The organism is Phenylobacterium sp., from assembly GCF_036264965.1.
GTDB lineage: Bacteria > Pseudomonadota > Alphaproteobacteria > Caulobacterales > Caulobacteraceae > Phenylobacterium.
In genome coordinates, this window is record NZ_DATAPY010000039.1 from 114,930 (window position 1) to 127,531 (window position 12,602).

General features: G+C 69.1%; 15 protein-coding genes. 3 read left to right on the forward strand and 12 right to left on the reverse strand.

Going from position 1 to position 12,602, the window contains the following annotated elements; all coding sequences use genetic code 11:
- Positions 1–11: 11 nt before the first annotated feature.
- From surE to VHS75_RS05800, 9 genes are all read right to left on the reverse strand, one after another.
- Positions 12–785, reverse strand: a complete 774-nt coding sequence (surE, locus tag VHS75_RS05760) for a 5'/3'-nucleotidase SurE (protein ID WP_329637652.1) — start codon at positions 783–785, stop codon at positions 12–14.
- Positions 782–2,131 (reverse strand): serine--tRNA ligase, encoded by a 1,350-nt coding sequence (gene serS / locus VHS75_RS05765; protein WP_329637653.1) that lies wholly within the window; start codon positions 2,129–2,131, stop codon positions 782–784. Before serS ends, surE begins: the two co-directional genes overlap by 4 nt.
- 78 nt (positions 2,132–2,209) lie before the next feature.
- Positions 2,210–3,118 carry a twin-arginine translocase subunit TatC gene (gene tatC / locus VHS75_RS05770; RefSeq protein WP_329637654.1) on the reverse strand — a complete coding sequence of 303 codons (909 nt, stop codon included), beginning with the start codon at positions 3,116–3,118 and terminating at the stop codon, positions 2,210–2,212.
- The gene (gene tatB / locus VHS75_RS05775) at positions 3,115–3,723 is read right to left on the reverse strand and encodes a Sec-independent protein translocase protein TatB (protein ID WP_329637655.1); all 609 of its coding nucleotides are present in this window, start codon (positions 3,721–3,723) and stop codon (positions 3,115–3,117) included. The genes tatC and tatB overlap by 4 nt, the downstream gene beginning before the upstream one ends.
- A gap of 54 nt (positions 3,724–3,777) precedes the next feature.
- Positions 3,778–4,029, reverse strand: coding sequence for a twin-arginine translocase TatA/TatE family subunit (locus VHS75_RS05780; RefSeq protein ID WP_329637656.1), 252 nt, complete (start codon positions 4,027–4,029; stop codon positions 3,778–3,780).
- An 89-nt stretch (positions 4,030–4,118) separates the two neighbouring features.
- A complete protein-coding gene (scpB, locus tag VHS75_RS05785; RefSeq protein WP_329637657.1) occupies positions 4,119–4,763 on the reverse strand; it encodes an SMC-Scp complex subunit ScpB in 645 nt (214 codons plus the stop codon).
- Positions 4,760–5,578, reverse strand: coding sequence for a ScpA family protein (locus VHS75_RS05790; RefSeq protein ID WP_329637658.1), 819 nt, complete (start codon positions 5,576–5,578; stop codon positions 4,760–4,762). The genes scpB and VHS75_RS05790 overlap by 4 nt, the downstream gene beginning before the upstream one ends.
- A 25-nt stretch (positions 5,579–5,603) precedes the next feature.
- Complete coding sequence (gene nagZ / locus VHS75_RS05795; RefSeq protein ID WP_329637659.1) at positions 5,604–6,629, reverse strand: beta-N-acetylhexosaminidase; 1,026 nt, start codon at positions 6,627–6,629, stop codon at positions 5,604–5,606.
- Positions 6,626–7,525, reverse strand: a complete 900-nt coding sequence (locus VHS75_RS05800; RefSeq protein ID WP_329637660.1) for an SPOR domain-containing protein — start codon at positions 7,523–7,525, stop codon at positions 6,626–6,628. The genes nagZ and VHS75_RS05800 overlap by 4 nt, the downstream gene beginning before the upstream one ends.
- Positions 7,526–7,796: 271 nt before the next feature.
- Between VHS75_RS05800 and VHS75_RS05805 the strand changes: the two genes are divergently transcribed.
- A complete protein-coding gene (locus tag VHS75_RS05805) occupies positions 7,797–9,083 on the forward strand; it encodes an aspartyl/asparaginyl beta-hydroxylase domain-containing protein (protein ID WP_329637661.1) in 1,287 nt (428 codons plus the stop codon).
- A 7-nt stretch (positions 9,084–9,090) separates the two neighbouring features.
- Here the strand turns inward: VHS75_RS05805 and VHS75_RS05810 are convergent, their stop codons facing one another.
- Positions 9,091–10,269 (reverse strand): deoxyguanosinetriphosphate triphosphohydrolase, encoded by a 1,179-nt coding sequence (locus tag VHS75_RS05810; RefSeq protein WP_329637662.1) that lies wholly within the window; start codon positions 10,267–10,269, stop codon positions 9,091–9,093.
- 81 nt (positions 10,270–10,350) lie between these two features.
- Here VHS75_RS05810 and erpA point away from each other — a divergent pair, with 81 nt between their 5' ends.
- Both erpA and VHS75_RS05820 read left to right on the forward strand, forming a co-directional pair.
- The gene (gene erpA / locus VHS75_RS05815; RefSeq protein ID WP_329637668.1) at positions 10,351–10,683 is read left to right on the forward strand and encodes an iron-sulfur cluster insertion protein ErpA; all 333 of its coding nucleotides are present in this window, start codon (positions 10,351–10,353) and stop codon (positions 10,681–10,683) included.
- A 139-nt stretch (positions 10,684–10,822) separates the two neighbouring features.
- Positions 10,823–11,839 carry a hypothetical protein gene (locus VHS75_RS05820; RefSeq protein ID WP_329637663.1) on the forward strand — a complete coding sequence of 339 codons (1,017 nt, stop codon included), beginning with the start codon at positions 10,823–10,825 and terminating at the stop codon, positions 11,837–11,839.
- On the opposite strand, the gene VHS75_RS05825 is transcribed toward VHS75_RS05820, so the two are convergent.
- Both VHS75_RS05825 and VHS75_RS05830 read right to left on the reverse strand, forming a co-directional pair.
- Positions 11,836–12,162 carry a hypothetical protein gene (locus tag VHS75_RS05825; RefSeq protein WP_329637664.1) on the reverse strand — a complete coding sequence of 109 codons (327 nt, stop codon included), beginning with the start codon at positions 12,160–12,162 and terminating at the stop codon, positions 11,836–11,838. The genes VHS75_RS05820 and VHS75_RS05825 overlap by 4 nt on opposite strands.
- On the reverse strand, positions 12,159–12,602 hold a 444-nt coding region (locus VHS75_RS05830), incomplete at its 5' end, for a transposase (protein WP_329637665.1). The genes VHS75_RS05825 and VHS75_RS05830, both read right to left, overlap by 4 nt.

Consider the following 12,602-nt stretch of genomic DNA (forward strand, 5'->3'; position numbering starts at 1 on the left):
CCCTGGCGAGATCAAACATGGGGCGGCGGCCCACCCAGAACGCCACGAAGCTTGTGCACTGACTCGGCGTGGGTGAGATCGATATGCAGCGGGGTCACGGAGATTTTGCCGTCGTAGAAGGCGCGAAGGTCGGTGCCTGCGTCCGGTTTCGACCGTTCCTGCCTGTATCCCACCCAGAAGTATTCGCGGCCACGCAGGTCGGTGCGCTTCTCGGCCATCCGCACATGGGCGTCGCGGAAGCCCTGGCGGGTCACCTCGACCTCGGTGATCTCCTCCAGCGGCCGGTTGGGGAAATTCAGGTTCATGATCACGTCGGAGGGCCAGCCCACCTCCAGCAGCCGCTTGATGATCCCCGGCGCGAAGGCCTCGGCCGCGGCGTAACCTGTGGCTCCCTCATAGAAGCCACCCTGCGACAGCGCGATCCCGGGCACGCCCATGGCCATGGCCTCGATGGCGCCGGCCACGGTGCCGGACATGGTCACGTCCTCGGCCAGGTTCACGCCGCGGTTGACCCCGGAAAGCACCAGATCGGGCTTCTTGCCCGTCACTAGCTCGCTGATCCCCAGCATCACGCAGTCCGTGGGCGTGCCGCTGGTGGAGAACCGCCGCGGGCCATATTCGCGCACCCGGATCGGATCGGTGAGCGTCAGCGCGCGGCTGGCGCCCGACCGCTCGGCCTCCGGCGCACAGATCCAGACGTCGTCCGAGAGCTTGGCCGCGATCCGCTCCAGCGCGGTCAACCCCTCGGCATGGATCCCGTCGTCGTTGGTCAGCAGGATCCTCAAGCCGCTTTGCCCCCAATGTGCGTGAGCCCCGGAAGATAGGGGTGCAGGGCCTGCGGGATGGCGATGCGGCCGTCCTCGTCTTGGTAGTTCTCCATCAGCGCCACCAGGGTGCGGCCGACCGCCAGGCCGGAGCCGTTGAGCGTATGGACGAACCGCGTGCCCTTCTCGCCGGCCGATTTGGTGCGCGCGTCCATGCGCCGGGCTTGGAAGTCCCCGCAGTTGGAGCAGGAGCTGATCTCGCGGTAGCGGCCCTCGGACGGCAGCCAGACCTCCAAGTCGTAGGTCTTCCGGGCCCCGAAGCCCATGTCGCCGGCGCAGAGCAGCATGGTGCGGAACGGCAGCTCCAGACGCTTCAAGATGGCCTCGGCGCAACCCACCATCCGCTCGTGCTCGGCTTCGGACTGGTCCGGCGTGGTGATCGAGACCAGCTCGACCTTGTAGAACTGGTGCTGGCGGATCATGCCCCGGGTGTCGCGACCCGAGGCGCCGGCCTCGGCGCGGAAGCTGGGCGTCAAGGCGGTGAGCCGCAGCGGCAGTTCCTCCTCCGCGGTGATCTGCTCGCGCACCAGATTGGTCAGCGAGACCTCGGCGGTGGGGATCAGCCAGCGGACGTCCGGCAGCGCCTCGATCGGCCCCTCCGCGGTGCGGAAGCTCTCGGCGGTATTCAGGCCCGGCACCGCCATGAACTGATCGTCGCCGAACTTCGGCATCTGCCCGGTGCCAAACATGGCCTCGGTGCGGACCATCAAGGGCGGCGAGACCTCCAGATAGCCGTGCTCGCGGGTCTGGACGTCCAGCATGAACTGACCGAGCGCGCGCTCCAGCCGGGCCAGTTCGCCCTTCAGCACGACGAAGCGGGCGCCGCTCATCCGCGCGGCGGCCTCGAAATCCATCAGGCCCAGCCCCTCGCCCAGGTCGACGTGGTCCCGCGGCCTAGCGATGGCGAAGGGGGCGCCCCAGCGGCGGACCTCGACGTTGGCGTGCTCGTCCGCCCCCGGTGGGACGTCCGGCGCGGGGATGTTGGGCAGACTGGCAAGCAGATCGTTCAGCGCCTGGGCGGCGGCCTTCTCGGCCTCGCCCTCGGCGTCCAGCTTCGCCTTCAGCGCCTCGACCTGGGCCATCAGGCGCTGGGCCTCGGTCTCGTCCTTGGCAGCCTTGGCGTGGCCGATCTTCTTGGAGGCGTCGTTGCGCTCGGCCTGGGCGGTCTGCCAGCCGGTCTGGGCGGTGCGCAGCTTCGTATCGAGGTCCAGAATCTGGGCGACCTGCGCCGAACCGGACAGCCCCTTCGCGTCCCAGCCTTTGACGTAGGGCTCGGGGTTTTCGCGCAGGGTTCGGATATCGTGCATGGCAGTCGCTAGGGTTCGAGGGCGCTAGGTTGCGGCGGAAGCGGCTTCTCTAGAGCGCGTTGTCGCCCAGGCCAAGGCTCACGCCGCCGCGGTGTCGTCCTTCTTGCGGCGAAGTTCGATGAGCCACACGCACCCGACCGAGACGAAATAGAGCCCCACGATCGGCACCGAGAGCAGGATCTGGCTGATCGGGTCCGGCGGGGTGATGATCGCGGCCACGACGACGACGCCAACGACCGCGTAGCGCCAACCAGCCATCAGCATCTTGGACGTCACCAGGCCGGCCATGCCGAGCAGGGCCAGGATCACGGGGAGCTGGAAGCAGAGGCCGAAGGCCAGCAGCAGCGCCGTCACTAGGTCGAAATAGTCGGAGATCTTCGACATCAGCCGCACCGAGATCGGCCCGTCGACAATCTGCTGGTGCAGGGCGAACCACATCACGAACGGCAGGATCATGAAGTAGACAAGCGCTGCTCCGGCCACGAACAGCACGGGCGAAGCGATCAGGAATGGCAGGAAGGCGCGGCGTTCCTTCTTGTAGAGCCCCGGCGCCACGAAGGCGTAGATTTGCTGGCCCAGCACCGGGAAGCTCAACGCCACGGCGCCCACCGCAGCCAGCTTCACCTTGGTGAAGAAGATTTCCAGCGGCGCAGTAGAGATCAAGTCGGTGGCCGCGGGCGCCACGGGAGCCACGTTTTTGCCGATCAGGACCAGGAACATGTCCTGCGCGCCCGTCCAGGCGTTGATGAGGCCCGCCATGAAGCCGAGACCTTCGGGAGGAGCCTTGGCCCGCACCGCCACCAGGCCTTGAGCGATGGTGTAGGGATGCACCATGAGGACGAGTAGAGGCTGCGAAAAGGCGAAGCAGACGGCGAACCCCAGGAACAGCGCGATCACGCAGGTGATCAGCCGCGAGCGCAGCTCGACCAGGTGATCGAGCAGCGGCGCGCGCGAGTCCTCGATCTCGTCGTCATGCGCGTCGCTCACGAGGCGGCCGCCTTGCGGGTCCGCGGCTTGGCGGCGGCCGCCTTGGGCGCGGCTGGCTTGGCCTTAGTGGCGGGCTTCGGGGCCGCCGCTTTCGGGACGGCCTTGGCGGCAGGGGTCTTGGCCGCGACCGCCTTCTTCGGCGCAGCCGACTTGGCCGCGGCGACTTTGGTCTTCGGAGCCGTCTTTGCGGCCGCACCCTTGGCCGGCGTCTTGCGGACCCGTTTCGGCTTGGCGAGCTCCGTCATCTCGACGTGCTCGGTCTGCGCGGGCGTGTAGGGATAGGCGGCGGGCGAATTCAGCTGCACGCCCACGTCCGACAGGCCCTGGCTGATCTCGTCGAAGGTCTGGTTCATCTCGGGCGCGTGGGTCGACATGTCGGCCAGCTGGCCCAGGCGCATGGCCTCAACCTCCTTGCGCAACTCGTCGAGCTCCGACTGGCGGGCCATCTCGTCGAAGCTGGCGCGGAACTCGGCGGCCATGGCGCGCACGCGGGCCATGAACTGCCCGAACTTGCGCAGCAGGACCGGCAGGTCCTTCGGACCCACGACAATGAGCGCCACGACCGCGGCGATCAGGAATTCGAAGACGCGCCCTTCAGGAAACATGGCGGTGGCTTAGCGCGGTTTCAGGCGCAGAGGAAACGCGTCTGAAAGACGGCTTCAGGCCTTGGACTTCGCGCGGGTCGCGGACGCCGTCTTGGCGGTCGATTTGGCGGCCGTCTTCGGCAGCGGCTTGGCCGGCGGCGCCGGCTCTTCCTCGTGCGCCTCTTCCTCGCCCTTCAGGCCCTCGCGGAAGGCTTTGATGCCCTTGGCTGTATCGCCCATGATGCCGGAGATGCGCCCGCGCCCGCCGAACAGCAGGGCCACGACGACGACGATCGCCAGAATGTGCCAGATCGAAAGAGCGCCCATCGCGTCGAAAACTCCAAACCCGTCGCGCCCCCGGCGACATCAGCTAAGTGGCTATATAATCGGTCTCGTCACGACGCGCCACGCGACAATCAGGCCGTCTCCTCGCCCAGGTAGTCCGTGTGGAATTCCGGCGCATCGCCGGGGTCCAGCGGGTCCTCGTCGGCGCCCAGCGCATTGGGATCGGGCACGGCGAAGTCGGCGGGCAGGTCCAGCGACAGCAGGCCCGCGGCGCGCATCTCCGCCGCGCCGGGCAGATCGCCGACGCTGGCCAGGCCGTAGTGCTCCAGGAAGGCGTCGGTCGTGCCGTAGGTGATCGGCCGGCCCGGCGTGCGGCGGCGGCCGCGCATCCGCACGAGGCCCAGCTCCAGCAGCACGTCCAGCGTGCCCTTGCTGGCCTGCACGCCGCGCACCGCCTCGATCTCGGCTCGGGTGACCGGCTGGTGATAGGCGATGATCGCCAGGGTCTCCTGGGCGGCTTTCGAGAGGCGTCGCGGCTCGTCGCGCTCATCGGTCATCAGCCAGGCGAGGTCCTGCGCCGTCTGGAATCGCCAGCGCCCGGCCACGCAGACCAGTTCGACGCCCCGGCTCTCGTAGCGCGCCTGCAGAGCCTCGATGGCGGCGGCCACGTCCGCGCCCTCCGGCAGGCGCTTGGCGAGGTCCGCATCGCTCAAGGGGCCGGCGGCGGCGAACAGCAGCGCCTCGACCTCGCGCTCGGTGTCGGCCGGGTCGCTCACGCCGCGCCGGCCTTACGGGTCCGCAGATAGATATCGGCGAAGGCCTCCAACTGCCGGGCCTCCAGCGCGCCCTCTTTCACCAGCTCCAGGCTGGCCGAGAGGGTCGAGGCCAGGAAGGACGCCCGACCGGGCCGTCCCTCGTCGCCCGGCCCCGGCGGCCCCATGGGCGCGACGCCGGCCAGCGGGGTCCAGCGGTCGAGCTCCGGCAACAGGCGGCGCAGGCGGTCGCGCGCCTCCTCCAGCGGATAGGCCTTGGGCGTGGCCGGCGTGTAGGTTTGATTGGATTGCTTGGTGCGCTGGGCGATGTAGGCGCTCATCAGGCTGTAAAGGTCGCCCTCGATACGTCCGGACGGGACCACCTTGATCGCCTGCGGGTCGCCGCGGTCAAAGACGTCGCGGCCAAGTTGCGGGCGGGTGCGCAGGCCCTCGGCGGCGTCGCGCATGGCGTCGAGCTTGGCCAGCCGGAAGGCCAACCGTGCGGCGATTTCCTCGGCCGGCGCCTCGTCGCCCTTGGGCTGTTCGGGCTTCGGCAGCAGCAGGCGCGACTTCAGGTAGGCGAGCCACGAGGCCATCACCAGATAGTCGGCGGCCAGCGAGAACTGCGCCCGGCGGGCCTGCTGAACGAAGGCCAGGTACTGCTCGGCCAGCTTCAGGATCGACAGTTGCAGAAGGTCGACCTTCTGGCTGCGGGCGAGCGCCAGGAGGACGTGCAGCGGGCCTTCATAGCCGTCGATGTCGACGATCAGGGCCTCGCCGTCCTCGGCGGCGTTGGCCGCGGCCGCGAAGTCGAGGCTGGGCTGGAAACCGCCGCTCATCCTTCGGAGCCTTGGCGAAGTAGGATCATGCGGCGAACCTCCCGTCGAAGGCTGCATCGAACCGCGCCCGGGCCTCGGCGGCGTCGAAAGGTTCCGGCGTCTTGGCGAGCCTGGCCAAGGCGGCTTTGGCGCGCACGGCCGCGCGGCCCTTCAGCTCGCCCGCGGCCTTCACCACCGGCTTCATCTCGGCCATGTCGCCATTGCAGTGCAGGACCACGTCGCAGCCGGCCGCGCGGCTGGTCGCGGCCCGCTCGGCGAAGTCGCCGCTCAGCGCTTTCATGGAGAGATCGTCGCTCATCACCAGCCCGTCGAAGCCGATCGCGCCGCGGACCACCCGGCGCATGACCTTCCTGGACGTGGTCGCCGGGCGTTTCCTGTCGATGGCGGAATAGATCACATGCGCGGTCATCGCCATGGGCATGTCGGAGAGCACACGGAACGGCGCGAAGTCGCGGCTGTCCAGGTCTTCGAAGCTGGCGTCCACCATCGGCAACTCCAGGTGGCTGTCGGCCATGGCGCGGCCGTGGCCGGGGATGTGCTTGATCACCGGCAGCACCCCGCCGGCGATCAAGCCCTCGGCGGCGGCCCGGCCCAGCAGGGCGACCTCCTCGGCGGTATTGCCGTAGGCGCGGTCGCCGATGATCTCGTGCCCGGAGGGGTCCGGCACGTCGAGCACCGGCACGCAGTCGACGTTGATGCCGAGCGCCGCCAGGTCATGCGCCATCAGGCGCGCGCCTAGCCGGGTGATTTCACGCCGCACCAGGGGATCGTTGCCGCTCAGGTCGCCAAAGGCGCGGCCCGGCGGATAGCGGCCCCAGTGCGGCGGGCCGAGGCGCTGAACGCGCCCGCCTTCCTGGTCGATCAGCACAGGGGCGTCAGGTCGCCCCACGGTGTCGCGCAGGGCGTCCACCAGCGCGCGAACCTGATCCGGCGTCTCGACATTGCGCTTGAACAGGATGAAGCCCCAGGGCTTCACCCGCCGGAAGAAGGTCCGCTCCTCGGCCAAGAGGATCGGGCCGGAACAGCCGAGGATGGCTGCCGTGGTGCTCACTTGACGAAGCAGGCCTTCCCGGCGGCCTTCAGCTTGTCGCAGAACGCCGAGGCGTCGGCGCGGCTGGCAAAGCCGGTCACCTGGGTGCGGAACAGCGTCTTGCCGTCCTTGTCGACCTTCTCGACGAACTTGCCTTTACCTGCCGCGGCGCCGGGCGCGATGCCGGCGGCGTCGCTCCAGCCCTTGTCGGCCAGGGCCTGCGAGGAGAAGGCGCCGATCTGCACGGCGGCGACGCCGGCAGGCGCCTTGGCGGCGGGCGCGGGAGCCGGCGCAGCGGCTTTGGCCTCGGGTTTGGCGGGCGCAGGCTTGGCGGCCGGCGGCGGCGCGGCCTTCACGACCGGCGCGGGCTTAGGCGCGGGGGCCTCGGTCTTGGGCGCAGGCGCAGGTTTGGCGGCCGGGGGCTCAGGCTTCTGCGGCGCGGCCGGTGTCGCGGCGGCGGGCGGCGCGGCCGGGATCGACGGCCGCAGGGTCGGCGCGGGTTGGGCCGGCGCGGCGGGCGCGGCCGGGGTCACGACAACGGCGGGCGCTGCGGCTTGCGGCCGGGCCTGCGGCTGCTCCGGCGGCGCGGTGAACTGCGGCGAGATCGCCCCATCAGACTTGCCGCCCTCGGTCTTGTAGATCTGCAAGCCCGCGGCGGGATCCTGCGGTTGGGCCTCGGCGGGCGGCGGCGCCTTCATGCCGCCGACGGGCGCGCCCACAGCCTGCGGCGGCTGGCCGGCCTGGCGCACGCCGGAGCGGTAGAAAATGAAGATCGCCACCGCCAGGCCCGCCAGCACCAGGATCGAGATGATCAGGGTGAAGGGCAGCGGCCGCGAGCCGCGCACCGGCTGGCGGGCGTCGAAGCTCAGCGGCGCGTCGGTGGGCGGCGTATAGGCGCCGCGCTCATGATCGGACATCGAAGGCTCCCGCTGGTGGCGCGTCCGGATCGCCGAATCGCGCGCTGGAGGCGGCAGTCTAGCCGAGCCCGCGCCCGTCCAACCGCCCTACCCGCCGATTTCTGTGTGTAGACCATGCCGGAAGTTGGGCGCGCCGCACGGTCCGTTCGTCGCAAGACCGGCGCCCAGGCGGAGCCTGGGGCATCAGAAACACATAAGAAATGTAAGGCGTGCAATCCGGCCGCCCTGCAGGGCGGCTTCAACCCTGCGCATGAGGCGAGCCGAGCCGCACGTGACCACGTCCCAGGACCAACGCATTCGAGAGCTGATCGGCGGGGCGGCGCAGGCCGCCGCGGCGGGGCGGCCCTATGACGCCGAGCGGCTGGTGCGCCAGGCGGAGAACGCAGCGCCCGGCCATCCGCTGGTGCTGAACGAGATCGGCAAGCGCCGGTTGCTGGCCGGCGACGCCTCCGGCGGCCTGGCGGTGCTGGAGGAGGCGCTGAAGGCCGATCCGGAGAACCCGGCGTTCCTGCTGAACCTGGCCACGGCCTTGCGCAACCTCGACCGCCGCGACGAGGAGCTGGCAGCGCTGGACCGCGTGCTGGCGGCTGAGCCAACCAACATGCGCGCCCTCCTCCAGGCCGCCGCCCTGCACGAGCATCGCCGCGACGACCGCGCCGCGGCGGCGACCTATCGCAAGGCCCTGATGCTGATCCCGCCGGGGACCCAGATTCCTGCCGACATGCGGCCGATCCTCGACCATGCCCGCAGGGTCGTCGATGCCAACGCCCGCGCCTTGGAAAGCTTCCTCGAAACCCATCTTCGCGACGCTCGAGCCCAGCACCCGGGCGAGTCCATGGCGCGCTTCGACAAGTCGCTGGCCACCTTCCTGCAGAAACGCCGCGTCCACCGACCGCAGCCGACCTTCCTCTATGTGCCCGAATTGCCGGCCATCGAGTTCTTCCCGCGCGACGAATTCCCCTGGCTCGATGAGATCGAGGCGGCGACCGACGACATCCGCGAGGAGCTGATCGGCGTCCTGGCGGACGGCAATCAGGTGCTGGAGCCCTACATCGCGCTGCAGGCTACGCCGGACGAGAAATGGCGCGCGCTGAACAATTCGCGCAGCTGGGGCGTCTTCTATCTGTGGAAGGCCGGCGAGCAGATCGCCGAGAACATGGCCCGCTGCCCGAAGACCGTGGCCGCGCTCAGCGCCTGGCCGAAGTGCGAACTGCCGGGTTCGGCGCCCACGGCGGTGTTCTCGATTCTGGAGCCGCGCACGCGGATTCCGCCGCATACCGGCGTGAACAACGCACGCCTGATCTGCCACCTGCCGCTGATCGTGCCGCCCGGCTGCGGTTTCCGGGTCGGCGCCGAAACCCGTCAGTGGGAGCCCGGCAAGGCCTTCGTCTTCGACGACACCATCGAACACGAGGCCTGGAATGACTCCGGCGAGGCCCGCGCGGTGCTGATCTTCGATATCTGGAACCCCTACACCACGCCCGCCGAGCGCGAGATGGTCAGCGCGCTGACCACTGGGGTGGAGCAGTTCTACGGCTCCCTGCCGTCCTACCTCTGACGCGCCGCTAGTTCAGCGAATCCAGGTGGAAGAGCTTGCGGTGCTCTTCGATGGCGTAGCGGTCGGTCATGCCGGCGACGTAGTCGCAGACCACGCGGGCCACGCCGGCCTCGTTGCGCCCCTGCGTGCGGCCGTACCATTCCGCCGGCAGGACGTCGGGCTCGGCGAGAAACAGCTGGAACATCTCGGCCAGCATCCGCCGGGCCTGGCTGCGGGTGCGGTTGACCTTCCAATGGCGGTACATCCGCTCCATCAGGAAGGCCCGCAGCGCGCCCAGGTCCTCGACCATGTCGCGGGAGAAGGCCACCAGGGCATGGTCCAGGTTGCGCACATCCTCGGACGAGCCAACCCGGTCCTTATCGGTGCGGCGGCGGGTCTCGGTCAGCACGTCGTCGACCATGGCCCCGATCATCCTTCGCACGGCCTCAAGCCGCAGGATGCCCGCATCGACCTCCGGATAGTCGGCCACCGCGCTGGCCACATGCGGCCCGATCAGCGGGATCGAGCGCAGTTCGTCCAGGTTGAAGAGCCCGGCCTGCACGCCGTCGTCCACGTCGTGGTTGTTGTAGGCGATGTCGTCCGCAAGCGCGGCGACCTGCGCTTCCGCCGAGGCCCAGCCGCCGAGCTTTAGGTCGTATTCCGCGTCGAACTCGGCGATGGCGCTCCAGGAGGGCTTTTCGAGCTTATCCACCACCGGCCCGTTGTGCTTGATGATCCCCTCAAGGGTTTCCCAGGTGAGGTTCAGGCCTTCGAAGCGCGGGTAACGGCGCTCCAGCTTGGTGACCACCCTGAACGTCTGCACATTGTGGTCGAAGCCGCCAAAGCTGGTCATCTGGACCTGCAGCTCATCCTCGCCGGCGTGACCGAAGGGCGGATGGCCAAGGTCGTGGGCCAGCGCGATGGTCTCGGCGAGGTCGGCGTCCAGGCCCAACGCCGTGGCCAGAGAGCGGGCGATCTGCGCCACTTCCAGGCTGTGGGTCAGGCGGGTTCGGAAGTGGTCGCCCTCGTGGGCCACGAAGACCTGGGTCTTCTCCTTCAGCCTTCTGAAAGCCGTGGCGTGGATGATCCGGTCACGGTCGCGGGCGAAGGGTGTCCGCGTCGCGCTCTCGGACTCCGCGACCTTGCGGCCGCGGGACTTCGAGGCGTCTTCGGCGTAAGGAGCCTTGGTCGGGATCGTGGCGGCCATCAAATCCATCTATATGACAGCCCCTTGGTCGAAGCCGCTCGCATCCACATATAGTTCAGGCGTTTCATTCGTCTAATCATGATGACCAGCACCGAACTCACCCTTTCCACATCGGCCGCGCAACGCATCCACGCCATCGGCAAGGCCGAGGGCAAGACGCTGATGCTGCGCGTGGCGGTCGAAGGCGGCGGCTGCTCGGGCTTCCAATACCGATTCGACCTGGTCGAGGCGACGGAGCCCGACGACCTGACGATCGAGCGCGACGGCGCTGCGGCGGTGGTCGACGAGATGTCGCTGGCCCTGCTGAAGGGCTCGGAAATCGATTTCGTGGACGAACTGGCCGGGGCCGAGTTCAAGGTCCGCAACCCCAACGCCAAGTCCAGCTGCGGCTGCGGCGTCAGCTTCTCGATCTAGACGCCACGCCGTCGGCTGGGCGGCGACCGCTTGTGATCCTGTCCACGAATTAACGTGACGGCGGAGCCGCTGGCGGCTCCCATCCTGCGCCAAAGGACGGGCCGCGCATCCGCTTGCGCCGCCGCTGGATGACCGCACGATGTTGAACGCCGCCACCCTGGTCGCCGCAACCGTCCTGGCCCTGGCAGGCGCTCCGCCGGCGCCCCCTGCCCCGCCCGCGCCGCCGGCCCTGCCCAGCATGACCGCCTGGGATGCGATCTCACAGGACGTCCCCGCCTCGCTCGATTGGCTGATCCGTCCGGCCGACGCCAAGGACACAACCGGCCAGATCGCCTTCGAGCTCGGCTACCACAGCGAGCACCATTCCTCGATGATGGGCGAGAACGTGCCGCTTTCCATGTTGTCCGGTGTGACCGAAGGCCAGCTCGCCAGCGCCGGCCAACCGGTGACCTTCGCCATCCGCCACGACGCCGGCGACTTCAACTGCAAGGGCGTGGTCGGCGAAGGGCGCGGCGTCGGGACCTGTATCTATGTCGCCAACCCGGCCTTCCCGGCGGCGCTGGCCAAGCGCGGCGTCAGCGGCGGGCTGGAGCCCTATCAGCAGTTCCAGATGGCGATGAACGACGTCGGCTTCGCCTACCTCGACGAGCTGAAGCGCGAAGCCTATGCGACGCCGAGCGCCAACGATCTGGCGCGCGCCGCCATCCACGGCGCAGGCCTCAAGTCGCTCCTGGCCATGAACGCCGCCGGCTACCGGTTCGGCGACGTCGCGACCCTGGTGAAGATGCGCGATCATGGCGTCACGGCCCGCTATGTCACTGCGCTGAAGGATTACGGCTACTCCGGCCTTGCCGCCAACGACCTGCAGCGCCTGCGCGACCATGGGGTCAGCACGACCTACATCGGCGAATTGAAGCAGGCGGGCTATTCCGGCCTGAAGCCCGACGATCTGGTGCGGCTGCGCGATCACGGCGTGAGCGGCGGCTTCGTCGGCGAACTGCACGCCATGGGCTACGACGGCCTCAGCGTCGACCAGCTCCAGCGCCTGCGCGACCACGGGATCAGCGCGGGCTTCATCCGCGTCGCGAACCAGGGCGGCGAGCGGCTGTCGCCGGATGATCTCATCCAGCTGCGCGACCGCGGCGGCCGGCGCTAGCAGGCTGTTGAAGAAGTCACGCGGCGTGCGGTGAAGTTGGCTTCATCGCCGCCGTGTAAGCAGATTTGCCCCTTGAGGGCGCCGTTGGGCTGGAGTTCGGCCCATCCGTCGCCCTCGGCCTCGTTCATTTCGTCGTTGCCGGACCAGGAGAACTCGACGGCGTCGGTGTCGCCGCCGCTGAAGATCTGGCCGGTGACGCAGCCGAAGGCGAACTCGCCGGAGCCGTGGACCTCGAAGAGGATGTAGGCGGGCTCCATCATGTCGGGATAATCGGCGTCGTAGTCCGGCATCTCGACGATGCGCCACCTGCCCAGGACGTTCATGCCGCGGCTCCAAGGAGCTTAGGCAGGCGGATCAGGTTGTAGGCGGCCAGCGCCAGGGTGAAGACCGCCTCGACCCTGGCGCGGCCTCGCAGCTTCACCTTCGCCAGGCCCGCCGCGCTCTTGGCCCAACCGAAGATCTCCTCGATGCGCTTGCGGCAGCGCTGGCTGACCGCGTAGCCGGGATGATGGGTGGTGCGCGCGTCGATCGCCGTGCCGCGAGGCTCGCCGGTCTGGCGCACATGGCCGTCGACGGCCACGTGCGGCGTGACCCGGCGCTGGCGCAGGTCGCCTATGAAGCTGCGCACGTCGTAGGCTTTGTCGGCCCCCAGGGTGATGCGTCGCCGCCCGGGCCTGCGATCCAGCATGGCCAGCGTGGCCTCCCGCTCGGCGAAGCCGGTGGCCTGGGTGACCAGGCCGTCGACCGCCAGGCCGTGGCGGTT